20 protein-coding genes, 1 pseudogene and 1 other annotated feature are annotated in these 20165 nt (G+C 57.1%); of the genes and pseudogenes, 15 read left to right on the top strand and 6 right to left on the bottom strand.

The window, feature by feature from the left end:
* Nucleotides 1-2 precede the first annotated feature (2 nt).
* The 14 genes and pseudogenes from infC to J2Y91_RS20375 all read left to right on the top strand — a co-directional run bounded on the left by infC (nt 3) and on the right by J2Y91_RS20375 (nt 11459).
* Entirely contained in the window at nt 3-554 is a 552-nt protein-coding gene (gene infC, locus J2Y91_RS20440) for a translation initiation factor IF-3 (protein WP_099754375.1), read from the top strand.
* Between the two features lie 93 nt (nt 555-647).
* On the top strand, nt 648-845 hold the full coding sequence (gene rpmI / locus J2Y91_RS20435; protein WP_005968897.1) for a 50S ribosomal protein L35: 198 nt from the start codon (nt 648-650) through the stop codon (nt 843-845).
* A gap of 40 nt (nt 846-885) precedes the next feature.
* The gene (rplT, locus tag J2Y91_RS20430; protein ID WP_062743499.1) at nt 886-1242 is read left to right on the top strand and encodes a 50S ribosomal protein L20; all 357 of its coding nucleotides are present in this window, start codon (nt 886-888) and stop codon (nt 1240-1242) included.
* Between the two features lie 104 nt (nt 1243-1346).
* Nucleotides 1347-1472: a sequence feature (Phe leader region), on the top strand.
* Nucleotides 1356-1397, top strand: a pseudogene (gene pheM, locus J2Y91_RS20425) (pheST operon leader peptide PheM). (Overlaps the previous feature by 42 nt.)
* 88 nt (nt 1473-1560) lie before the next feature.
* Nucleotides 1561-2544 (top strand): phenylalanine--tRNA ligase subunit alpha, encoded by a 984-nt coding sequence (gene pheS / locus J2Y91_RS20420; RefSeq protein ID WP_048916196.1) that lies wholly within the window; start codon nt 1561-1563, stop codon nt 2542-2544.
* 15 nt (nt 2545-2559) lie between these two features.
* The gene (gene pheT / locus J2Y91_RS20415) at nt 2560-4947 is read left to right on the top strand and encodes a phenylalanine--tRNA ligase subunit beta (protein ID WP_133623496.1); all 2388 of its coding nucleotides are present in this window, start codon (nt 2560-2562) and stop codon (nt 4945-4947) included.
* A gap of 4 nt (nt 4948-4951) precedes the next feature.
* A complete protein-coding gene (ihfA, locus tag J2Y91_RS20410; RefSeq protein ID WP_017802142.1) occupies nt 4952-5251 on the top strand; it encodes an integration host factor subunit alpha in 300 nt (99 codons plus the stop codon).
* A 215-nt stretch (nt 5252-5466) separates the two neighbouring features.
* Entirely contained in the window at nt 5467-5889 is a 423-nt protein-coding gene (locus J2Y91_RS20405) for a DUF2502 domain-containing protein (RefSeq protein WP_133623497.1), read from the top strand.
* A gap of 86 nt (nt 5890-5975) precedes the next feature.
* Nucleotides 5976-6956 carry a vitamin B12 ABC transporter permease BtuC gene (gene btuC / locus J2Y91_RS20400; RefSeq protein WP_133623498.1) on the top strand — a complete coding sequence of 327 codons (981 nt, stop codon included), beginning with the start codon at nt 5976-5978 and terminating at the stop codon, nt 6954-6956.
* A gap of 44 nt (nt 6957-7000) precedes the next feature.
* The gene (locus J2Y91_RS20395) at nt 7001-7546 is read left to right on the top strand and encodes a glutathione peroxidase (protein ID WP_133623499.1); all 546 of its coding nucleotides are present in this window, start codon (nt 7001-7003) and stop codon (nt 7544-7546) included.
* A complete protein-coding gene (gene btuD, locus J2Y91_RS20390) occupies nt 7547-8287 on the top strand; it encodes a vitamin B12 ABC transporter ATP-binding protein BtuD (protein ID WP_133623500.1) in 741 nt (246 codons plus the stop codon).
* 73 nt (nt 8288-8360) lie between these two features.
* Entirely contained in the window at nt 8361-8819 is a 459-nt protein-coding gene (locus J2Y91_RS20385; protein ID WP_133623501.1) for an NlpC/P60 family protein, read from the top strand.
* A 367-nt stretch (nt 8820-9186) separates the two neighbouring features.
* Complete coding sequence (locus tag J2Y91_RS20380) at nt 9187-9930, top strand: EAL domain-containing protein (RefSeq protein WP_133623502.1); 744 nt, start codon at nt 9187-9189, stop codon at nt 9928-9930.
* Nucleotides 9931-10019: 89 nt separating this feature from the next.
* The gene (locus J2Y91_RS20375) at nt 10020-11459 is read left to right on the top strand and encodes a protein adenylyltransferase SelO (RefSeq protein ID WP_133623503.1); all 1440 of its coding nucleotides are present in this window, start codon (nt 10020-10022) and stop codon (nt 11457-11459) included.
* Here J2Y91_RS20375 and J2Y91_RS20370 read toward each other — a convergent pair.
* The 6 genes from J2Y91_RS20370 to ppsR all read right to left on the bottom strand — a co-directional run bounded on the left by J2Y91_RS20370 (nt 11456) and on the right by ppsR (nt 17277).
* Nucleotides 11456-12235: a heme ABC transporter ATP-binding protein gene (locus tag J2Y91_RS20370; RefSeq protein WP_133623504.1), complete on the bottom strand. Its 780-nt coding sequence runs from the start codon at nt 12233-12235 to the stop codon at nt 11456-11458. The two genes, J2Y91_RS20375 and J2Y91_RS20370, sit on opposite strands and share 4 nt — an antisense overlap.
* Nucleotides 12228-13229, bottom strand: a complete 1002-nt coding sequence (locus J2Y91_RS20365) for a FecCD family ABC transporter permease (protein WP_133623505.1) — start codon at nt 13227-13229, stop codon at nt 12228-12230. The genes J2Y91_RS20370 and J2Y91_RS20365 overlap by 8 nt, the downstream gene beginning before the upstream one ends.
* Entirely contained in the window at nt 13226-14047 is an 822-nt protein-coding gene (locus J2Y91_RS20360; RefSeq protein ID WP_133623506.1) for a heme/hemin ABC transporter substrate-binding protein, read from the bottom strand. The genes J2Y91_RS20365 and J2Y91_RS20360 overlap by 4 nt, the downstream gene beginning before the upstream one ends.
* Nucleotides 14044-15075 carry a hemin-degrading factor gene (locus J2Y91_RS20355; protein ID WP_133623507.1) on the bottom strand — a complete coding sequence of 344 codons (1032 nt, stop codon included), beginning with the start codon at nt 15073-15075 and terminating at the stop codon, nt 14044-14046. Before J2Y91_RS20355 ends, J2Y91_RS20360 begins: the two co-directional genes overlap by 4 nt.
* Nucleotides 15076-15246: 171 nt before the next feature.
* Nucleotides 15247-16293 (bottom strand): 3-deoxy-7-phosphoheptulonate synthase, encoded by a 1047-nt coding sequence (locus tag J2Y91_RS20350; RefSeq protein ID WP_133623508.1) that lies wholly within the window; start codon nt 16291-16293, stop codon nt 15247-15249.
* Between the two features lie 150 nt (nt 16294-16443).
* Complete coding sequence (gene ppsR, locus J2Y91_RS20345) at nt 16444-17277, bottom strand: posphoenolpyruvate synthetase regulatory kinase/phosphorylase PpsR (RefSeq protein WP_048916181.1); 834 nt, start codon at nt 17275-17277, stop codon at nt 16444-16446.
* Between the two features lie 474 nt (nt 17278-17751).
* On the opposite strand from ppsR, the gene ppsA reads away from it, so the two are divergent.
* A complete protein-coding gene (gene ppsA, locus J2Y91_RS20340) occupies nt 17752-20130 on the top strand; it encodes a phosphoenolpyruvate synthase (protein ID WP_133623509.1) in 2379 nt (792 codons plus the stop codon).
* Nucleotides 20131-20165 lie beyond the last annotated feature (35 nt).

Raw genomic sequence — 20165 nt, 5'->3', positions numbered from 1 at the left:
GTATTAAAGGCGGAAAACGAGTTCAACCGGCGCGTCCTAATCGCATTAACAGAGAAATTCGCGCCACTGAGGTTCGTCTGACAGGCGTCGATGGCGAACAGATTGGTATTGTCAGTCTGGATGAAGCTTTAGAAAAAGCTGCAGAAGCAGGTGTTGATCTTGTCGAGATCAGCCCTAACGCCGAACCGCCCGTTTGTCGTGTTATGGACTACGGCAAGTTCCTTTATGAAAAAAGCAAATCTTCTAAGGAACAGAAGAAAAAGCAAAAAGTTATCCAGGTTAAGGAAATTAAATTCCGTCCTGGTACCGATGATGGCGACTATCAGGTAAAACTACGCAACCTGATTCGCTTTCTGGAAGATGGCGATAAAGCCAAGATCACACTGCGTTTCCGCGGTCGTGAGATGGCGCACCAGCAGATCGGTATGGAAGTGCTTAACCGCGTCCGTAAAGATCTGTGTGAAGATATTGATCTGGCAGTGGTCGAATCGTTCCCTACAAGGATCGAAGGTCGTCAGATGATTATGGTGCTCGCTCCCAAGAAGAGGCAGTAGGCCCTAAAGTAATCCTGCCGCGCGCTTCGGTGCGCGGTGAGATTCGCCTGTCTGGTTCATTTTATTAACAATGCGAAGTGGATATTTTTTCAAATGCCAAAGATTAAAACTGTACGTGGCGCGGCCAAGCGCTTCAAGAAGACCGCCGGTGGCGGCTTCAAGCGTAAACACGCTAACCTGCGTCATATTCTGACTAAAAAATCTACTAAGCGTAAACGCCACCTGCGTCCGAAAGGCATGGTGTCTAAAGGCGATCTGGGTCTGGTTATTGCCTGCCTGCCGTACGCATAAGTAAATTTTTTTTTAACAGAATATTAAACAGGAGAGCTAAATGGCTCGTGTAAAACGTGGTGTAGTTGCTCGCGCACGTCACAAGAAAATCTTAAAACAAGCTAAAGGCTATTACGGTGCACGTTCACGTGTTTACCGCGTTGCCTTCCAGGCTGTAATTAAAGCTGGTCAGTATGCTTACCGTGACCGTCGTCAGCGTAAGCGTCAGTTCCGTCAGCTGTGGATTGCGCGTATCAACGCAGCAGCTCGCACTAACGGTATGTCTTACAGCCGTTTCATCAATGGCCTGAAAAAGGCTTCGATCGAAATCGACCGTAAGATTCTGGCTGACATCGCCGTATTCGACAAAGCAGTATTTGCTGCTCTGGTAGAAAAAGCGAAATCAGCTCTGGCGTAAGCCAGTTGGAAGAGGGAGCTTGTCTCCCTCTTTTTTATTGTCTGAAAAGATTGACTTTTCTGCCTGTTAAGATTTCAATAGAGCCGTCTTAACCGCAACAAGGTAACGCCACCATGAATGCTATTTTCCGTTTCTTTTTTTACTTTAGCGCCTGACTATCGGGGGCTTTTGCGCAAAGAAAAGAAACGAAAAATCGCGCTGAAAGCCTCCCTCGTGGAGGCTTTTTTCGTTTTAGCGCTCGAAACACATCGACTATTGGGCGGCTACTCGTCCTGACAAATAACAGACCGGCCACGGTGGCTGGAAGAAGAGGAAAGCATGTCACATCTCGCAGACCTGGTGGCGAGCGCGAAAGCCGCTATCAATGATGCTCAGGATGTCGCCGCGTTAGATAACGTTCGCGTCGAATACCTGGGTAAAAAAGGGCATCTAACGCTCCAGATGACAACCCTGCGTGAACTGCCAGCGGAAGACCGTCCGGCGGCGGGTGCAGTGATTAACGAAGCAAAGCAGCAGGTTCAGGAGGCGCTTAACGCGCAGAAGAATTCGCTGGAGTCCGCCGTGATGAATGCCCGCCTGGCGCAGGAGACGATTGATGTCTCGCTGCCGGGCCGCCGCATTGAGAACGGCGGTCTGCATCCGGTAACGCGCACCATTGACCGCATCGAGACCTTCTTCGGTGAGCTGGGCTTCTCCGTGGCAACCGGTCCGGAAATTGAAGATGACTATCACAACTTCGATGCGCTGAATATTCCCGGGCACCACCCGGCGCGTGCGGATCACGATACCTTCTGGTTTGATGCCACCCGCCTGCTGCGTACCCAGACTTCTGGCGTGCAGATCCGCACCATGAAAGATCAGCAGCCGCCGATCCGCATTATTGCCCCGGGCCGCGTCTATCGTAACGATTACGATCAGACTCACACCCCAATGTTCCACCAGATGGAAGGATTGATTGTCGATAAGGGCATCAGCTTCACCAATCTGAAGGGCACGCTGCACGACTTCCTGAACAACTTCTTTGAAGCAGACCTGCAGGTACGCTTCCGTCCGTCCTACTTCCCGTTCACCGAACCGTCCGCCGAAGTGGATGTGATGGGTAAAAACGGCAAGTGGCTGGAAGTGCTGGGCTGTGGCATGGTGCACCCGAACGTACTGCGCAATGTTGGCATTGACCCGGAAGTGTACTCAGGCTTCGCCTTTGGTATGGGGATGGAACGTCTGACCATGCTGCGCTATGGCGTGACCGACCTGCGCGCCTTCTTCGAAAATGATTTACGTTTCCTCAAACAGTTTAAATAAGGGCGGGTAAAACCAATGAAATTCAGTGAACTCTGGTTACGTGAATGGGTCAACCCGGCCATTGACAGTGCAGCCCTGTCCGATCAAATCACTATGGCAGGCCTGGAAGTAGACGGCGTTGAAGCCGTTGCCGGTGCTTTTCACGGTGTAGTCGTGGGCGAAGTGGTCGAGTGCGGTCAGCACCCGAATGCCGACAAGCTGCGCGTGACCAAAATTAACGTCGGCGGCGATCGCCTGCTGGATATCGTCTGTGGCGCACCCAACTGCCGTCAGGGTCTGAAAGTGGCCGTGGCGACCGTCGGCGCAGTGCTGCCGGGTGATTTCAAAATCAAAGCGGCTAAGCTGCGCGGTGAGCCTTCTGAAGGTATGCTGTGCTCGTTCTCCGAGCTGGGTATTTCCGACGATCATGAGGGCATCATTGAGCTGCCGCTGGATGCCACCGTTGGCACCGACATCCGCGAATATCTGCAGCTGGATGACAACACGATTGAGATCAGCGTCACGCCAAACCGTGCCGACTGCCTGGGCATTATCGGCGTGGCGCGTGACGTGGCCGTGCTCAACAAGCTGCCGTTGAACGCTCCCGACATCGCACCGGTTGCAGCCACGCTGGCGGATACTTTGCCAATTCGTGTTGATGCGCCAGAAGCCTGCCCGCGCTACCTCGGTCGTGTGGTGAAAGGTATTAACGTCAAAGCCGCTACCCCGCTGTGGATGAAAGAAAAACTGCGCCGCTGCGGCATCCGCTCGATCGATCCGGTGGTGGATATCACCAACTATGTTTTACTTGAGCTCGGCCAGCCGATGCACGCCTTCGACCTTGACCGCATTGACGGTGGCATCGTGGTACGCCTGGCGGAAGAGGGTGAGAAGCTGACCCTGCTGGACGGCAACGAAGCTACCCTGAAAAGCGACACGCTGGTGATTGCTGATCACAGCAAAGCGCTGGCCATGGGCGGGATTTTCGGCGGCGAACACTCTGGCGTAAATGAAGAGACGCAGAACGTGCTGTTCGAGTGTGCCTTCTTCAGCCCGCTCTCCATTACCGGCCGCGCACGCCGTCACGGCCTGCATACCGATGCGTCTCACCGCTATGAGCGTGGCGTGGATCCGGCTCTGCAGCATAAAGCTATCGAACGCGCCACCGCGCTGCTGCTGGAAATTTGCGGCGGTGAAGCTGGCCCGGTCATTGATGTGACGACCGAGTCAGCCTTGCCACAGCGTGCGACCATTACGCTGCGTCGTGAAAAGTTGGACCGCCTGATTGGCCACGTGATTGCCGATGAGGAAGTGAGTGATATTCTGCGTCGCCTCGGTTGCGAAGTGACGGAAGGAAACGGTCAGTGGCAGGCGGTTGCGCCAGGCTGGCGTTTCGATCTCGCTATTGAAGAAGATCTGGTGGAAGAAGTGGCCCGCGTATACGGCTACGACAACATTCCTGACGTGCCGGTACAGGCGGGTCTGGTGATGACCAAACACCGTGAAGCTAACCTCTCCCTGAAGCGTGTTAAGGCGCTGCTGGTGGATAAAGGCTATCAGGAAGCCATCACTTACAGCTTCGTTGACCCCAAAATTCAGGCGCTGCTGCACCCGGGTGAAGAGAACCTGGTGCTGCCTAGCCCAATCTCGGTAGAGATGTCTGCAATGCGTCTGTCGCTGTGGAGTGGTCTGCTGGGTGCGGTGGCGTATAACCAGAATCGTCAGCAGTCACGCGTACGTCTGTTTGAGAGCGGGCTGCGCTTTGTCCCTGATACTCAGGCAAACCTCGGCATCCGTCAGGATGTTATGCTGGCGGGTGTTATCAGCGGGCATCGCAATGAAGAGCACTGGGATCTGGCGCGTAACGCAGTAGACTTCTATGATTTGAAAGGTGATTTGGAATCGGTACTGGAGTTAACGGGCAAGCTGGACGAGATTCAGTTTGTGGCAGCGGCTAATCCAGCACTGCATCCAGGGCAGAGCGCACAAATTATTTTACGCGGCGAACACATCGGATTCATCGGTGTGGTGCACCCGGAACTTGAACGTAAACTGGATCTTAACGGCCGTACGGTGGTGTTCGAACTGCTGTGGGACAAGGTTGCAGACCGCGTCCTGCCTGATGCCAGCAGCATTTCACGCTTCCCGGCGAACCGCCGAGATATCGCCGTGGTGGTGGCAGAAAACGTGCCAGCAGCAGATATCATCGCAGAGTGTAAGAAAGTTGGCGTAAATCAGGTAGTTGGCGTAAACTTGTTTGACGTGTACCGTGGTAAGGGCGTAAATGATGGTTTTAAGAGCCTCGCTATCAGCCTGATTTTGCAAGATACCAGCCGGACACTCGAAGAAGAGGAGATTGCCGCTACCGTTGCAAAATGCGTAGAGGCACTGAAAGAGCGATTCCAAGCATCCTTGAGGGATTGAACCTATGGCGCTTACAAAAGCTGAAATGTCTGAATACCTGTTTGAGAAGCTCGGGCTTAGCAAGCGGGATGCCAAAGAGCTGGTAGAACTGTTTTTTGAAGAAGTGCGTCGTGCTTTGGAGAACGGTGAACAGGTCAAACTGTCAGGATTTGGCAACTTCGACCTTCGCGACAAAAATCAACGTCCGGGACGTAACCCCAAAACGGGTGAAGATATTCCCATTACGGCTCGCCGGGTTGTGACGTTTCGACCGGGACAGAAACTTAAAAGCCGGGTTGAGAACGCCTCGCCGAAAGAAGACTGATTTCCGCCATTCAAAAGGCCGCGCAAGCGGCCTTTTTCCTTACTGTCTGTTTTAGCCGATTAGGGCAAAACCCCTGATTATACCCTTCACAATCCCTCCATACTGTTAAGCCTGCGTAAGTTATTAGAAAGTAAACGGTAAATCATCCCGGGCTGATAGTGATCTTCATAAGCAATTGCTATAACACTGCCATGACATGACGGGAGGTCAGCCTGATGAAAAAAATCGTATTGTTACTGTGCCTGCTGGCAGGCGCGCCGCTGATGGCCGAAGCTGCCGTTGGCATTGATATCCGCTCGCCGGGCGTCAGCATTCATTTAGGGGACCGCGATACGCGCGGTTACTACTGGGACGGATATGACTGGCGAGCGCCGCGCTGGTGGCACGACCACCAGAACCGCCACTGGGGCGAGCGAGGTCCGCGTGGTGACTACTGGAATGGTCGCGGCTGGCAGCGTCATCCCCCCGTGCGCAGGCCGCCACCGCCGCCGCGGCCGGCGTATCACCACGCCCCCCCGCGACCGCCGCAGCATCGTCCGCAGCCACACCACAGTGCGCCGCCGCACCACAATGGCAGACCGCAGGGCGAAGATCGCGCTCATCACCCGCGGCCGCCACAGCAGGGTGACCGTCACTGATCATCAAGAGCCAGCCAAGCTGGCTCTTTCTTTTTGCTGATTTACCTCTACAATCAAACCCCTGTTTTCCCTATAAAACGTCGGCTATGACTCTGCTCTCTCAACAGATATCGGCTGCGCAACGCCGGGCAACAGTCTGGCTGAGCGGACTGCTGCTGTTCTGTCTGATCCTGCTTATTATCAGCCTGTGTGCGGGCGAACGCTGGATAGCGCCAACGCAGTGGTTAACGCCTGATGGTCAGCTGTTTGTCTGGCAGCTGCGCCTGCCGCGCTCGCTGGCGGTCATGCTGGTTGGTGCCGCACTGGCGGTGGCCGGCGCAGCCATGCAGGCGCTGTTTACTAATCCGCTGGCAGAGCCGGGCCTGCTCGGCGTGTCCGGTGGTGCCGGCGTCGGGCTGGTGCTGTGCATTTTCACCGGCAGCAACAGTCCGTGGATGATGAGCCTGGCCGCCATCTGCGGTGCATTGCTGGTAACCCTCATCCTGCTGCGCCTGGCAAGACGCCAGCTGTCGACCAGCCGACTGCTGCTGGCCGGCGTGGCGCTGGGGATAATCTGTAGTGCCCTGATGACCTGGGCCGTCTATTTCAGCAGTAATCTCGATCTGCGCCAGCTGATGTACTGGATGATGGGGGGATTTAGCGGCGTTGACTGGCGCTATGGCTGGCTGATGCTGGCATTCATGCCGGTGCTGCTGTGGTTAAGCGGCCGGGCGCGGGTATTGAACCTGCTGGCGCTGGGGGAGGTTTCTGCCCGCCAGCTCGGGCTGCCGCTGGTGCTGTGGCGTAACCTGCTGGTAATGGCTATCGGCTGGCTGGTCGGTGTCAGCGTGGCGCTGGCAGGCGCGATAGGCTTTGTCGGCCTGGTGATCCCGCATATTCTGCGGCTCAATGGGCTGAGCGATCATCGTATTCTGCTGCCCGGCTGTGCGCTGGCCGGAGCTGGCGTGCTGCTGGCGGCGGATATTATTGCGCGCGTAGCGCTCACTTCGGCCGAGCTGCCGATTGGCGTTGTCACCGCCACGCTGGGCGCGCCGGTATTTATCTGGCTATTATTGAGCAACCGTTAACAGCCATACGGCTGTTGTCTCCTCATTGAAACAGGAAAAACGCTATGAGCATCTTTGATACAGAACTGGTCACGCTCGACGGTGAAAAAACCACGCTGGCCCAGTGGCAGGGTGATGTGCTGCTGGTGGTGAACGTTGCTTCAAAATGCGGCCTGACGCCGCACTACGAGCAGCTGGAGAATCTGCAAAAGACGCTGCATGCCAGGGGACTGACCGTGCTGGGCTTCCCCTGCAATGCGTTTCTGGAGCAGGAGCCGGGCAGTGAGGAGGAGATCAAAACCTTCTGCAGTACCACTTATGGCGTCACCTTCCCGATGTTCAGCAAGATCGAGGTCAATGGCCCGCAGCGCCACCCGCTTTACAGTCAGCTGGTGGCCGCACAGCCGGTGGCGCAACGCCCTGAAGGCAGTGGTTTCCTCGAGCGTATGGAGAGCAAAGGCCGCGCGCCGAAGCAGGTCGGTGATATTCTGTGGAATTTTGAAAAATTCCTGATTGGCCGCGATGGTCAGGTTATTGCGCGTTTCTCACCGGATATGGAGCCGAACGATCCGACGTTGACTGCCGCCATTAACCAGGCTCTGACAAAATAGATGCTGCTGGAGATTTCAGGCGCTGCGCTTGCCGGGCGCCTGACCCCATTTAGCGCGCAGGTAGCGGCAGGACAGGTGATTCACCTGGTTGGCCCCAACGGTGCCGGAAAAAGCTCTCTGCTGGCTGCCCTGGCCGGGCTGCTCAGCACGGCGGGCGAGATCCGCTTTGCCGGGCAGCGGCTAAGCGACTGGCACGGCGCTGCGCTGGCACGCCAGCGGGCTTACCTGGCGCAGCAACAGCCGCCGCCGGGGGAGATGCCGGTCTGGCACTATCTGCGCATACACGCGCAGCAAACTCTGGAACAGAGCAGCAGCGTGCTACTGGCGCTGGCAGAGAAGCTCCAGCTGGCCGACAAACTTCAGCGCGCGCTGCATCAGCTCTCCGGCGGAGAGTGGCAGCGCGTGCGGCTGGCCGCCGTACTGCTGCAGCTCAGCCAGTCTGAAGGCAAGCTGCTGCTGCTCGATGAGCCGCTGACCGGACTGGATATCGCTCAGCAGGCGGCATTCGATGACCTCATTTCTGCCATTAGCGCGCGCGGTGTCGCGGTGGTGATGAGCAGCCACGACCTCAACCATTCGCTGCATTTTGCCGACCGGGTGTGGCTATTGCGCCCGGGGCAGAGCGCACTGGTCGGCCGCGCGCAGGAGGTGCTGACAGCGGCTAATCTCAGCGCCCTGTACCAGGTTCCGTTTCGCCTGCTTGAAGTGGAAGGGCGGCAGATGTTGACCACGCTGCGCTGACGACAGGGCATAAGTTGCCAGCGAGGGTATTTTACCGCTACATTAAACTGGTTTGCAGGGAAGGGGATCCGTGATGCGCTACTGGCTAGTTCTAATTGTTGTTATTCTGGCAGGCTGCAGCAGTCATGCCCCTGTGCCCAACAGCCGTCTTTCGGACTCCATCACCGTGATTGCGCAGCTCAACGATCAGCTTGGCAAATGGCGCGGTGCGCCTTACCGCTATGGCGGGATGAGCCCACGTGGCGTTGACTGTTCCGGCTTTGTTTATCTGACCTTCCGCGAGCGCTTTAATCTGCAATTACCCCGCACCACCGCTGCCCAGACCGATATCGGCACCCGTATCTCTAAAGATGACCTGCTGCCCGGCGACCTGGTGTTTTTTAAAACTGGCAGCGGCGAGAACGGTTTGCATGTTGGTATCTATGATACCGATAACCAGTTTATTCACGCCTCTACCAGTCAGGGGGTAACCCGCTCGTCGCTGGATAACGTTTACTGGCGTAAGGTGTTCTGGCAGGCGCGTCGTATTTAATTATTGCTGGCCTTTTTTTCATCGTGCTGCTTTATGCAGCATTTGATTTAGGCTGCCATAATTAATGCCAGGGCGATTAAAAAATATCCCTCCGATCAATTTACCTTAAGTCTTTATCGCGCTGACACTTAACCAATATTTTAGTAAAGCCTGGGTAAACAAAAACAGCAGAGGATATTAACTATCAGCAGACTAATGATTCTGACTAGATGAATTATGTCAGTTTTGTGTTAGCGTAACGATCTGGATTAGAGGCATAAGCACACCACAGCTGAATTTCTGTATGGAAACTGACTCAGAGCTCAATGGCCTGGCCTGATTGGTTGATCTCGGATGCGGTGAGTGTCGCTTAATAATGGCGAATAAAATGAAAATCCATCTGGAAGCGGATTATAAAACTTTTACAGCATTCTGCCCGGTTTACCGGCCCGGCGGGCAGCTGGCTGCTGTTGAAATGTTGACACACTTTGCTCATGCGCAGGCCAACGTGGTCATCCCGCAGGAGATTTTGATACCACAGTTAAATGAACATCAACGCGTCCTGCTATTGCAGGATCAGATTAATATTATTGAGAAGCATTACGCTTTCTTTAGTAGCCATAATATAAATGTGGCTATAAATATTGATGAGCGACTGGCAGAAACCATCCTCGCAAGTGACTTTCTGATTAAAAAAATGAACCAGCTGGATTGTATTGAATTGGAAATTAGTGAAAGTTTTCCAGATATCGCTGGGGGTAAAAACAATCCCTGCCTGCAGGGCTTGAGTCAACATTTTCACTTAAGTCTGAATAATTATGGTGCTGGAAAAGCCACGTCAAAAGCCGTTTTTGACAATCTTTTCTATCGCATTAAGCTGGACCGGGGATTTATTCAGCACAATATTAAACGCGGCTCTTTTCCGCCCTTTATCAGCGCAATTCTCGACCATATCAAACCGCACTGTCACGCCGTGGTGGTGCAGGGCGTTGACGATATCAGCGGCTTGCAAAGCATTCGCCACTTTGCCTTCGACGGTATCCAGAGCGCGCTGTTCCCCCCGGTAGATGAAGAGGGGTTGAGCCATTTGGTGGACCCGCCATACTTACTGCAGCAGCCCGTGCTGCAATAACCCTGCTAATCCTCTGTGTTTAGCCGCCGCCGCGCGCTTTACACTGACAGCGTTGTCGGGGATCTTCCTGGCCGCGCTTCGGAGGCGTCATGCATTTCAATAACACCTGGTTTCACGAGCTGAGCGGTTGCTACACCGCATTAACCCCCACGCCGTTAAAAAATCCCCGCCTGCTGTACCACAGCGCGCAGCTGGCGCAGGAGCTGGGGCTGGAGGCAGCGCTGTTTACCCCAGATAACCCAGGTTTATGGAGCGGTGAAAAGCTGATGCCCGGAATGCAGCCGCTGGCACAGGTCTATAGCGGCCATCAGTTCGGCGTCTGGGCAGGGCAGCTCGGCGATGGGCGTGGGCTGCTGCTGGGTGAGCAGCAGCTGGATGACGGACGCAAATTCGACTGGCATCTGAAAGGGGCGGGGCTGACGCCCTATTCGCGCATGGGCGATGGCCGTGCGGTGCTGCGCTCCACTCTGCGCGAGTTTCTCGCTTCTGAGGCGATGCACCACCTGGGTATTCCGACTTCGCGCGCGTTAACGGTGGTGACCAGCGATGAACCGGTCTATCGCGAAACCACCGAACCCGGAGCCATGCTGCTGCGCGTGGCGGAAAGCCACCTGCGCTTTGGCCATTTCGAACACTTTTACTACCTTGGGCAGCAGGAAAAAGTCACCCAGCTCGCCGACTACGCAATCCGCCATCACTGGCCGCATCTGCAGCAGGAAGCCGATAAATATCTGCTGTGGTTTAGCGATGTGGTGCAGCGCACCGCGCGCCTGATTGCTGGCTGGCAGAGCGTGGGCTTTGCCCACGGGGTGATGAATACCGACAATATGTCGATCCTCGGCCTGACGCTGGATTATGGGCCGTATGGCTTCCTCGATGACTATCAGCCGGAGTTTATCTGTAATCATTCGGACCACCAGGGGCGCTACAGCTTTGAGAATCAGCCGATGGTAGGGCTGTGGAACCTGAATCGCCTGGCGCACGCGCTCTCCGGCCTGATGAGCGCCGGGCAGCTGAAACAGGCGCTGGCGGGCTATGAACCGGAGCTGATGCGCGCCTGGGGTGAAAAAATGCGTGCGAAGCTTGGGCTGCTAACGCGCAGCAAAGAGGATAACAATATTCTTACCGGGCTGCTGTCGCTGATGACCAAAGAGGGCAGCGACTATACGCGCACTTTCCGTCTGTTGAGCAGCAGCGAACAGCAGCAGTCACGCTCCCCGCTGCGCGATGAATTTATCGATCGTGAGGCGTTCGACAGCTGGTACAACGTCTGGCGTCAGCGTCTGTTACAGGAAGAGTGCAGCGATGAGCAGCGCCAGCAGGCGATGAAGCAGGCTAATCCGGCGATTGTGCTGCGCAACTATCTGGCGCAGCAGGCGATAGAACAGGCGGAGCAGGACGATATCAGCGTACTGGCACGCCTGCATCGGGCGCTGTCGCAGCCGTTTGACGACGCGCCAGAGTTTGCTGACCTGGCGCGCCGCCCACCTGACTGGGGCAAAAAACTGGAAGTGAGCTGCTCCAGCTAACGGCGCAGCGACACCTGGGGCACCCCTTCGCTCAGATGCGGGTGCACCATCACATCGGCCTGATACCAGCGCGTCAGCGTCGCTTCCTCCAGCACCTCTTCCGGCGTGCCCTGCGCCACCAGACGTCCCTCCGCCAGCAGCAGCACGCGATCCGACCACAGTGACGCCAGGTTGAGATCGTGCAGCACGCAGCAGACGCTGAGCGGATGCTGGCGCGTGAGCTGGTAGAGCAGGCGCAGCAGGTGCTGCTGATGGTAGAGATCCAGTGCCGAGGTGGGTTCATCGAGGAACAACCAGCCGCGCGGGCCGTTATGCTGCCACAGCTGCGCCAGCGCCCGGGCCAGCTGTACCCGCTGCTGTTCTCCGCCGGAAAGCTGCTGATAGTCGCGCTGCGCCAGGCCGTCGCAGCCGGTCAGCGCCATCACCTGCTCCACCACTGCCTGCAGCGGTTTGCCCGGCCACGGCGCGCGCCCCATCGCGACCACCTCCTTCACGCTGAGCGGAAAGGCCATGCTGCTCTGCTGGCGCATCACCGCCCGCTGCTGCGACAGCCGGGCCGCAGACCAGTGTGCCAGCGGCTCACCCATTAGCGTGCAAATGCCCTGCTGCGGCGTCAGGAAGCCGGTGAGCAGCCGCAGCAGCGTCGATTTCCCCGCGCCGTTGGGGCCGATAAGGGAGACCAGCTCGCCCGGATGCAGCGTCAGCGACACCTCTTCAATCAGCCAGCGCTGCCCGAGCTGATAGCTCAGCGCCTCCGCGGTCAATGCTTCAGCCATTGAGCCCTCCTCGGCGGCGCAGGATCAGCCACAGAAACCACGGGCCACCGATCAGGCTGGTCAGCAGCCCGACCGGCATTTCCGCCGGGGCCACCAGCGTGCGCGCCAGCGTATCTGCCAGCAGCAGCAGGATAGCCCCGCTTAGCAGGGAGGAGGGCAGCAGCCAGCGATGATCGCCGCCCAGGCAGTAACGCATCAGGTGCGGCATCACCAGGCCAATAAAGCCAATCACCCCGCTGACCGCCACGGCGGCCGCCACCAGCAGTGCGCTGAGCACCAGCAGATAGCGCTGAGTGCGCGGCACGTCAACGCCCAGATAGTGCGCCTCTTCTTCACCCAGCTGCAGCAGATTAAGGCGCCGTGCGAGGCGCTGAACCAGCACCATGCACGGCAGCACTACCGAGGCACAAACCAGCACCGTGGGCCACTGCGCCTGCCCCAGGCTGCCCATACCCCACAGAGACAGCTGGCGCAGCTGCTGGTCATTGCTCATCCATGAGAGCACCCCGACCGCCGCGCCGCACAGCGCATTGATTGCAATCCCCACCAGCAGCAGGCGACTTAACCCGCTGACGCCCTGGCGGCTGAGTAGAAAAATGATCAGCGTCACTGCCATGCTGCCGATAAAGGCCGCCAGCAGCGGCAGATAGAGCGTCAGCACGCCGGGCAGGGAAAATGACATCACAATAGAGAGCGCAACCGCCAGCGCCGCGCCGCTGCTAATCCCCAGCAGGCCGGGATCGGCCAGCGGATTACGGAACAGACCCTGCATCACGCAGCCGGAGAGCGCCAGCGCGCCGCCGACGATAACCGCCAGCAGCACGCGCGGCAGACGGATGCTGAACCAGATCTGCCACAGGCTGCTGTCGCTGCCCGCATGCCACAGCATCGGCAGCGACAGATGCATCGCGCCGATGTTAGCGGCGCCGATGCCGAGCAGCATCAGCGACAGCAGCAATACGCCGAGCCAGCGCAGGTGGCGCACTGACATCATTGCACGGCTTCCGCAGCCTGACGCAGTTTGAGGATCGCCGCCGGGGTATCAATGCCAAAGCCGAGCAGGGCCATGTCGTCGACGACCAGCAGCTGTCGGTTTTTCGCGGCCGGCGTCAGCGCGATACCGGGCAGCTTCCACAGATTTTCCTCGCCGCCAAGGGTACGGATACCGTCGACGGTAACGACGATCAGCTGCGGTGCGCTGGCAACGACCCCCTCCTGCGACAGCGGCTGATAGCGCTGGATGCTGGCCATGGCGTTTTGCAGCCCGGCGGCACGGATTGCGCCGTCAGCCGATGTCCCGCTGCCTGCAGCCATTGCTCCCATGCCCTGATGGGCCAGAATAAACAGCACCTTAACCGGAAGTTGTTGCGCAGGTACTTTTGCCAGCTGGCTGCGCACTCTCTTTTGCAACAGCGCTCCCTGCTCCTCGCGGTGCAGCGCGGCGGCAATGGTCTGGATTTTCTCGTTGATGGCGGAGATCTCATTTTTGCCGGTCACATCCACCACTTTGACGCCGTTCTGTTCCACCTGCTGCAGTGCCAGCGCCGGTTTAGCCAGTTCGCTGGCGATCACCAGCGTCGGCTTCAGCGCCAGGATCCCTTCGGCGTTCAGCATGCGCATATATCCGACATCAGGCAGCTTCGTGGCGACCGCCGGATGCAGGCTGGTGCTGTCGCGAGCCACCAGCTCCTGTTGGGCATCGAGCGCGTAGATAATCTGCGTAACATCACCGCCGATACTGACGATACGCTGCGCGGCGGCGGCAGAAAAGGCCAGCGGCAGGGCCAGCAGGGCAATCAGTCGGAATTTCATACGGTGGCGTCCTCAGCGCTGAGGGTAGCCAGCTGTTCCCGCCAGCGCATTTGCTCCGGCTGACCTTCGCTGCGCTGGCCGTAGAGTTGGGCAATCTGCGTGCCGTCAGCGGCAAACAGTTCAAGGCTGGTGACGATGCCATCGGCGGTAGGTTTACGGGTAATCCAGCTTTCGGCAATCAGCTGTTCCTGCAAGTGCAGGGTAAAGGCCGGATTGAAGATGTTCAGCCAGTTGTGCATCGGCATCAGCTTCTCAATTCTGCCGGTAAAGATCTGCGTGCAGGCGCGGTTGCTGACAAAAATCATGATCTCGTTAGCATCCTGACGCACCGTTTCCAACAGCGCGGCCAGCGAGCTATTGCTGACCTGCTGCGCCAAATCGTGGCTTACCGCGCGGAACGCCTGTTGACGCGTGACACTGTGTTTTTTCAGCAGGCGGAAGAACTGGTGGACGTCGGTCATCGCGCGCCATTCGCTCTCCAGCAGCTCAGCATCAAATTCACTGGCGCTGGCCGCAGCCACAGCCGGTTCTACGCTGAACGCTGAGGTCGGTTCGCTGTGATAATCCTTCAGCAGCTGCTGCCAGGCGCCCATATCGGTGTTATCGGTGGCGTAAACTTTCAGCACTGCGTCACCCTGCCGATCGAAGAACTGGATGCTCTGTCGTTCGCCATGCCCGGTCATCTCCTGCAGGTGAAAGACGCTGGCCCACTGGTTGACGAACACGCGCAGGTCGAGCGCACGCGGGTTGAGCACAATACCGGCGTGGGCACCGATCTGAATATTGCTGAACGTACCCAGCTGCTCGTGCACCGCATACTCATTGCGCGTAATGCATTTGGTTTCCCCCACGGCCGCCAGCGCGTGCAGCAGTTGCGCCATCGCCGGGCGCAGCGGCTGCGCCTGATGGCCGACGCGAGCGGCTGTCAGTTCCGCTTCACTGATATCCATCATGGCGGCCAGATCGCGCGCATATTTCTTCGGGTGCTGCTGTTTTAGCTGGAGGTAACGGGGATAGTGCGCGGTCATGTGCTGTGTCCTTATCAGGGGGGTAAACGTCAAGGGCATTTTTTATCAGAATGATAATCATTATCAATAAATGGCAGCGGCGCGCAAGCAGAAAATGAGCGTGATGTATGACGGCGGCACAAAAGAAAAAGGCTGCCCCCGTGGGAGCAGCCCTGTTGGCTATTCAGCCGCTCAGAAGCGGCTGTCGACCGCGTCAGCCAGCAGCTGCAGAACCTCAGCGCTGTCGTCCCAGCCAAGGCAGGGGTCGGTAATAGACTGGCCATACACCAGCGCTGCGTTCGGCGTGACTTTTTGCGTGCCTTCCTGCAGGAAGCTTTCAATCATCACGCCAGCCACGGCGCGCGAGCCGCTGCGGATCTGCTGCGCAACGTCGGCGGCGACCTCCTTCTGGCGGCGATGCTGCTTCAGGCAGTTGCCGTGGCTGAAGTCGATCACCAGCTGTTCAGGCAGGTTGAATTCACGCAGGCTGGCCGCCGCGTCTGCGATATCCGCAGCGTGATAGTTCGGCACCTTTCCGCCGCGCATGATGACGTGACCGGAGGGGTTACCGCTGGTCTGATAGATGGTCATCTGGCCGCGTTTGTCCGGCGAGAGGAACATGTGGCTGACGCGGGCGGCACGAATGGCGTCCACCGCAATGCGCGTATTGCCGTCGGTGCCGTTCTTGAAGCCAACCGGGCAGGAGAGCGCCGAGGCCATTTCGCGGTGGATCTGGCTTTCGGTGGTGCGCGCGCCGATAGCCCCCCAGCTGATCAGGTCGGCAATATACTGGCCGATCACCATATCGAGGAATTCCGTTGCGGTCGGCATGCCCAGCGCGTTGATATCCAGCAGCAGCTTACGCGCCACCGCCAGGCCGTGGTTGATACGGAAGCTGCCGTCAAGGTCGGGATCGGAGATCAGGCCTTTCCAGCCCACCACGGTACGCGGTTTCTCAAAGTAGGCGCGCATAACAATCTCAAGGCGCGAGTGATGCTTCTCGCGCAGCGCGTTGAGGCGCCCGGCATACTCCAGCGCCGCACGCGGGTCGTGCAGCGAGCAGGGGCCGATCACCACCAGCAGGCGCGGGTCTTCACCATTCAAAATGCGCGCAATACGTTTACGTGACGCCGTCACGTTGTCGGCAATCGCCGCGGTGATCGGCAGGTTTTCCTGCAGATCGGCAGGCGTAACCAGGCTATCGATGCGCGCGGTTCGCAGTTCATCTGTTCTGTTCATCAACGTTCTCTGAAATCTTTGTCTTCACAACGGCAGGAATGCCGGGAAGTAATGGCGTCCACCTTAAACCAAACCGTGATGATTTCAACCGTAAAACAGCAGGGGAAGAGTGAAATTCAGCCCCTGCCCGCTGCGTCAGAACTGCAAAAATCAGTACATGCGCCGCGTTAATCCCATGATATCGAGGATCTTAGTCGCAATCTCTTCCACCGAATAGTTGGTGCTGTTGAGGTAGCGGATCTGATGGGTGCGGAACAGGGCTTCCACCTCGCCGACTTCCAGCCGGCACTGGCGCATAGAGGCATAGCGGGTATTTTCGGCGCGCTCCTGGCGGATTGCGGCAAGGCGTTCCGGGTCGATGGTCAGGCCAAACAGCTTATTTTGAAAAGGCTTCAGCGCCGGGGGCAGCTTGAGGTTATCCATATCGTCGGCGATAAACGGATAGTTAGCGGCGCGCACGCCAAACTGCATCGCCAGATAGAGGCTGGTGGGCGTTTTCCCGCAGCGCGAGACGCCGAGCAGGATCACCTGCGCATCTTCCAGCCCGCGCAGTGAAATACCATCATCGTGCGCCAGGGTGTAATCAATGGCGGCGATACGGGCATCGTATTTACCGAGGTTGTTGGCGGTCAGACCGTGGGTGCGGTTGGCGACCGGGGCGGGATCCACTCCCAGCTCCTGCTGCAGCGGGGCCACCAGCGACTGCACAATGTCCTGACAAAAGCCGTCACTTTGCAAAATAATCTCGCGGATGGCGGGCGTGACAATTGAGATAAACACCAGCGGGCGCACGCCGCTTTGCTGGTAAATGGCATTGATTTGGGCTTTCACTGCCTGAGCGCGCTGCACGGTCTCAACAAAGGGCAGGGTAACGCTATTAGCGATCACCGGGAACTGTGACAGTACCGCGTGGCCCAGCACTTCGGCAGTGATTGCCGTGCCGTCTGAAATATAAAAAACACTGCGTTCGGCGTTCACGTCCATTTTCTCTCCGCGTTCGGGGGGTTAAGCAGACTAAATTAATCTGCCTGAATAATGCAAATCGTGATAAAGCTCGCGAAATAAAATAAAAAATCCATTTCATGATGATTTGAACTTTTTATTTTTATAAAATCAGACCATTCGCCTCTTTTAGCCTAAAATGAAATATCGTTTCTATCCATTATGCGTTTTTACCGCCCTTTTTATTAGAATCATTCTAATAAGGAATCGTTTTCTGTTGCGCAAAGAATTTTTCCCCCTGCATGCATTAAAAATACATAACGCACTGAAAAATAATGTTTATTATTATTTTATCCGTTGCGCAACGCTGTTTTCTCACGCGGAGTATTCTTAAAAAGATTTTTTTCAGCTGCTTGAACGATTCAACACTTTATCAATCCGGCTTAACTGTGCCAGTCTCATGAAGCAATGCTGTGTCCCTAATATTCCTAATTAAATCTTACAAGGATTGCTTCAATGTCCAATAAAGGCGAATTGCCGCTTGTGCTCTGGTATAACCAGCTTGGCATGAACGATGTGGATCGGGTGGGAGGCAAAAATGCCTCTCTGGGTGAAATGATTACTAATTTGTCGTCATTAGGCGTGTCCGTGCCTAACGGCTTTGCGACAACCTCAGAAGCGTTCAACCTGTTTCTCGATCAGAGCGGCGTCAATCAGCGTATCTACGATCTGCTGGATAAGACCAATATTGATGACGTTGATGAGCTGGCTAAAGCGGGTAAACAGATCCGTCAGTGGATAGTTGAAACGCCATTTACGCCGCAGCTTGAGCAGGCGATTCACGAAGCGTACAACCAGCTCTCTGCCGATGACGCCGAAGCGTCATTCGCCGTGCGCTCTTCGGCCACGGCGGAAGATATGCCCGATGCCTCGTTCGCGGGTCAGCAGGAAACCTTCCTCAACGTACAGGGTTACGATGCGGTGCTGGTGGCGGTGAAGCATGTTTATGCCTCCCTGTTTAACGACCGCGCCATCTCTTACCGTGTGCATCAGGGTTACGACCATCGCGGCGTGGCGCTCTCGGCGGGCGTGCAGCGCATGGTGCGTTCTGACCTCGCATCCTCTGGCGTGATGTTCACCATTGACACTGAATCCGGCTTTGACCAGGTGGTGTTTATCACCTCTGCGCTGGGCCTGGGTGAGATAGTGGTGCAGGGCGCGGTTAACCCGGACGAATTCTACGTGCACAAACCCACGCTGGCCGCCGGCCGCCCGGCGATTGTGCGCCGTAATATGGGGTCGAAAAAGATCCGCATGGTTTACGCCGACTCACAGGAGCACGGTGAGCAGGTGAGAATCGAGGACGTGCCGGAAGCGGAGCGTGACCGCTTCTCGCTGACGGATAGCGAAGTCGAAGCGCTGGCGGCGCAGGCGGTGCAGATTGAGAAGCACTACCAGCGCCCGATGGATATTGAGTGGGCGAAGGATGGCCACACCGGCAAGCTGTTTATCGTACAGGCGCGCCCGGAAACCGTGCGTTCCAATGGCTCGGTGATGGAACGCTACACCCTGCAGGGTAAAGGCAACGTGGTGGTTGAAGGCCGTGCTATCGGTCACCGCATTGGTGCCGGTGAAGTCAAAGTGATCTACGACATCAGCGAAATGAACCGCATTGAGAAAGGCGATGTGCTGGTGACGGACATGACCGACCCGGACTGGGAGCCGATCATGAAGAAGGCGTCAGCGATTGTCACTAACCGCGGCGGCCGAACCTGCCACGCGGCGATTATCGCCCGCGAGCTGGGTATCCCGGCGGTGGTTGGCTGCGGTAACGCCACTGATATTCTTAAAGATGGTAATAAAGTGACCGTCTCCTGTGCGGAAGGCGATACCGGCTACGTGTACAACGATCTGCTGGACTTTGAAGTGAAGAGCTCGCAGGTTGACGAGATGCCGTCGCTGCCGCTGAAGATCATGATGAACGTCGGTAACCCTGACCGGGCATTTGACTTCGCCTGCCTGCCGAACGAAGGCGTGGGTTTAGCGCGCCTGGAGTTCATCATCAACCGGATGATCGGCGTGCACCCGAAAGCACTGCTGGAGTTCGACCAGCAGACGCCGGAGCTGCAGCAGCAGATCCGCGCGCTGATGAAAGGGTTCGATGACCCGGTGGAGTTCTACATCGCCCGCCTGACGGAAGGGATTGCCACGCTGGGTGCCGCTTTTGCGCCGAAGCGCGTGATTGTGCGCCTGTCGGACTTCAAAACCAACGAGTATGCCAACCTGGTGGGCGGCGAGCGCTACGAGCCGGAAGAAGAGAACCCGATGCTTGGCTTCCGCGGTGCCGGGCGCTATGTGGCCGACAGCTTCCGTGACTGTTTCGCACTGGAGTGCGCGGCGATGAAGCGCGTGCGCAATGATATGGGGCTGACCAATGTCGAAGTGATGGTGCCGTTTGTCCGTACCGTGGCGCAGGCGAAAGCGGTGGTGGAAGAGCTGGAGCGTCAGGGTCTGAAGCGCGGGGAGAACGGGCTGAAGATTATCATGATGTGTGAAATCCCGTCGAATGCGCTGCTGGCCGACGAGTTCCTGCAATATTTTGACGGCTTCTCAATCGGCTCTAACGATATGACGCAGCTGGCGCTGGGGCTGGATCGCGACTCTGGCGTAGTATCCGAGCTGTTTGACGAGCGTAACGATGCGGTGAAAGCGCTGCTCTCGATGGCGATCCGCGCCGCGAAGAAGCAGGGAAAATACGTCGGCATCTGCGGTCAGGGGCCTTCAGACCACGAAGACTTCGCGGCGTGGCTGATGGAAGAGGGTATCGACAGCCTGTCACTGAACCCGGACACCGTGGTGCAGACCTGGCTGAGCCTGGCCGAGTTGAAGAAGTAATCACCGCCTTCATCAGTCGCGGCTGACCCACTTTT

The organism is Erwinia aphidicola, from assembly GCF_024169515.1.
GTDB lineage: Bacteria > Pseudomonadota > Gammaproteobacteria > Enterobacterales > Enterobacteriaceae > Erwinia > Erwinia aphidicola.
This window is presented reverse-complemented; position numbering and strand designations above follow the sequence as displayed.

What these genes read in the sequence shown, in the direction of transcription:
- rpmI (WP_005968897.1), top strand. Translation starts at nt 648, where the DNA reads ATGCCAAAGATTAAAACTGTACGTGGCGCGGCCAAGCGCTTCAAGAAG.
- rplT (WP_062743499.1), top strand. Translation starts at nt 886, where the DNA reads ATGGCTCGTGTAAAACGTGGTGTAGTTGCTCGCGCACGTCACAAGAAA.
- pheS (WP_048916196.1), top strand. Translation starts at nt 1,561, where the DNA reads ATGTCACATCTCGCAGACCTGGTGGCGAGCGCGAAAGCCGCTATCAAT.
- pheT (WP_133623496.1), top strand. Translation starts at nt 2,560, where the DNA reads ATGAAATTCAGTGAACTCTGGTTACGTGAATGGGTCAACCCGGCCATT.
- ihfA (WP_017802142.1), top strand. Translation starts at nt 4,952, where the DNA reads ATGGCGCTTACAAAAGCTGAAATGTCTGAATACCTGTTTGAGAAGCTC.
- J2Y91_RS20405 (WP_133623497.1), top strand. Translation starts at nt 5,467, where the DNA reads ATGAAAAAAATCGTATTGTTACTGTGCCTGCTGGCAGGCGCGCCGCTG.
- btuC (WP_133623498.1), top strand. Translation starts at nt 5,976, where the DNA reads ATGACTCTGCTCTCTCAACAGATATCGGCTGCGCAACGCCGGGCAACA.
- J2Y91_RS20395 (WP_133623499.1), top strand. Translation starts at nt 7,001, where the DNA reads ATGAGCATCTTTGATACAGAACTGGTCACGCTCGACGGTGAAAAAACC.
- btuD (WP_133623500.1), top strand. Translation starts at nt 7,547, where the DNA reads ATGCTGCTGGAGATTTCAGGCGCTGCGCTTGCCGGGCGCCTGACCCCA.
- J2Y91_RS20385 (WP_133623501.1), top strand. Translation starts at nt 8,361, where the DNA reads ATGCGCTACTGGCTAGTTCTAATTGTTGTTATTCTGGCAGGCTGCAGC.
- J2Y91_RS20380 (WP_133623502.1), top strand. Translation starts at nt 9,187, where the DNA reads ATGAAAATCCATCTGGAAGCGGATTATAAAACTTTTACAGCATTCTGC.
- J2Y91_RS20375 (WP_133623503.1), top strand. Translation starts at nt 10,020, where the DNA reads ATGCATTTCAATAACACCTGGTTTCACGAGCTGAGCGGTTGCTACACC.
- J2Y91_RS20370 (WP_133623504.1), bottom strand. Translation starts at nt 12,235, where the DNA reads ATGGCTGAAGCATTGACCGCGGAGGCGCTGAGCTATCAGCTCGGGCAG.
- J2Y91_RS20365 (WP_133623505.1), bottom strand. Translation starts at nt 13,229, where the DNA reads ATGATGTCAGTGCGCCACCTGCGCTGGCTCGGCGTATTGCTGCTGTCG.
- J2Y91_RS20360 (WP_133623506.1), bottom strand. Translation starts at nt 14,047, where the DNA reads ATGAAATTCCGACTGATTGCCCTGCTGGCCCTGCCGCTGGCCTTTTCT.
- J2Y91_RS20355 (WP_133623507.1), bottom strand. Translation starts at nt 15,075, where the DNA reads ATGACCGCGCACTATCCCCGTTACCTCCAGCTAAAACAGCAGCACCCG.
- J2Y91_RS20350 (WP_133623508.1), bottom strand. Translation starts at nt 16,293, where the DNA reads ATGAACAGAACAGATGAACTGCGAACCGCGCGCATCGATAGCCTGGTT.
- ppsR (WP_048916181.1), bottom strand. Translation starts at nt 17,277, where the DNA reads ATGGACGTGAACGCCGAACGCAGTGTTTTTTATATTTCAGACGGCACG.
- ppsA (WP_133623509.1), top strand. Translation starts at nt 17,752, where the DNA reads ATGTCCAATAAAGGCGAATTGCCGCTTGTGCTCTGGTATAACCAGCTT.